The sequence below is a fragment of the Microbacterium testaceum genome (assembly GCF_020781835.1).
Lineage (GTDB): Bacteria > Actinomycetota > Actinomycetes > Actinomycetales > Microbacteriaceae > Microbacterium > Microbacterium testaceum_H.
The window spans coordinates 1-1,742 of record NZ_JAJGNJ010000034.1; the positions used below are offsets into that span (position 1 = coordinate 1).

1 protein-coding gene is annotated in these 1,742 nt (G+C 67.4%); it reads left to right on the forward strand.

The genetic code is table 11. The features are described 5' to 3' along the window. Positions 1-133: 133 nt before the first annotated feature. Positions 134-1,675: a transposase gene (locus tag LL239_RS17465; RefSeq protein WP_228164597.1), complete on the forward strand. Its 1,542-nt coding sequence runs from the start codon at positions 134-136 to the stop codon at positions 1,673-1,675. Positions 1,676-1,742 lie beyond the last annotated feature (67 nt).

Consider the following 1,742-nt stretch of genomic DNA (forward strand, 5'->3'; position numbering starts at 1 on the left):
TGAGGCTGTCGCATGAATCTGCGGGTGATCGGGCGTGTCTGATGCTTGTTTATGCCTGATCAGGGGATGATTAAGTATGGTTGTGAATGTGCGTTCGGGTGGTCGGGATCAGGGGTTTCTGTTGCCACCGTCGGTGCGGGACTGGCTGCCGGGGGATCATCTGGCGTTCTTCGTGATCGATGTGGTCGCGGAGCTGGATCTGACGGCGTTCTACGCCGCGTTCCGCGCTGACGGGCGCGGTGGTGCGGTCTACGACCCGGAGATGATGCTCGGGGTGTTGATCTACGCGTACTGCACCGGTGAGCGCTCCTCGCGGCGGATCGAGAAGCGCCTGGTCGAGGATGTCGCCTATCGGGTGATCGCGGTGAACCAGACTCCCGATCACGCCACGCTGGCGCGGTTCCGGGCGCGGCATCAGGATGCGATCGCCGCGTTGTTCTCGCAGGTCCTGGGGCTCTGCGTGAAGGCGGGGCTGGTCGATGCGGGGCTGGTCGCGATCGACGGGACGAAGATCGAAGCGGACGCGTCGTACTTCGCCAACCGTACCCGGGATGAACTGGCCGCTGCGGTGCTCGCCGAAGCCGCGGAGGTCGATGCCGCGGAGGACGAACAGCACGGCGACCGATCGGGCAGCGAGTTGCCTGATGACTGGTCAGGAGGGCGGGGCCGGCGAGAGCGGATCCGGGCGGCGCTGGCCGAGCTGGACGGGCAGAAGGCCCGGGACTACGAGGCGCGCATGGCAGAGCGGGCAGCGAAGGAGGCCGCCACGGGGAAGGGCATCCGAGGCCCCAAGCCGAAGCCTGACGCTGTGAAGCGGCCCGGGGCGCGGAAGGCGAACACCACAGACCCGCACTCGCGGATCATCGCGCATAAGGCGCGCGGAGTGATGCAGGGCTACAACGCGCAGACGGCCGCGACCAAGGACCAGATCGTCGTGGCGGCGGAGGTCACCGCGACCACGAACGATCAGCCTCACTTCGTCCCGATCGCCGCCGCGGTCTCGGAGAACTTCGCCGAGGCAGGCGCCGGAAAGGTCGGCACGTTCGTCGCCGATGCGGGCTACTGGACCGGCGCGAACGCCACCGCCGAGGTCGGCGCGGACGTGTTGATCGCGACGCGGAAACAGGCTTGGCGGCGGGCCGAGATCCCCGATGATGACAAGCTCGCCGTCCTGGCCAGAGTCAACCGCGGAGAGCTCTCGCTCCGTCAGGCCGGGGAGATCCTCGGGGTCTCCTACACCTGGGTCAGAGACATGACCAAACGCTACTTCGGCAAAGACGGGCCACGCCAAGCCCGCACCGCCCAACCCGAACCCGACGAATGGATGCCCGTGATCGAGAAGCTCGCCCGAGGAGAGATCTCCAAACGCGCCGCCTGCGATCAGCTGCAGGTGTCCGCAGGCCGGGTCAACACCATGCTCGCCCACGTCCGAGGCGAAGCCGTCGACCCCGAGATCGCCCGGCACGCCATGGACGCCAAGCTCGCAAGCGAAGCCGGCTCCAAGGCCTACCGGAAACGGCAGCACAGCATCGAACCCGTCTTCGGGAACATCAAGAACAACCTCGGCTACCGCCGCTTCACCAGGCGAGGAATGCCCGCCGTCCACGCCGAATGGCGCCTGATCTGCAGCGTCCACAACCTCCTCAAACTCCGCACCGCGGCCGCCACCGCCTGAACCGCAGGGCCGCTCGGCCCTGCCGCCCCGGCTCATCCGAGCCCGGGCAGATTCATGCGACAGCCTC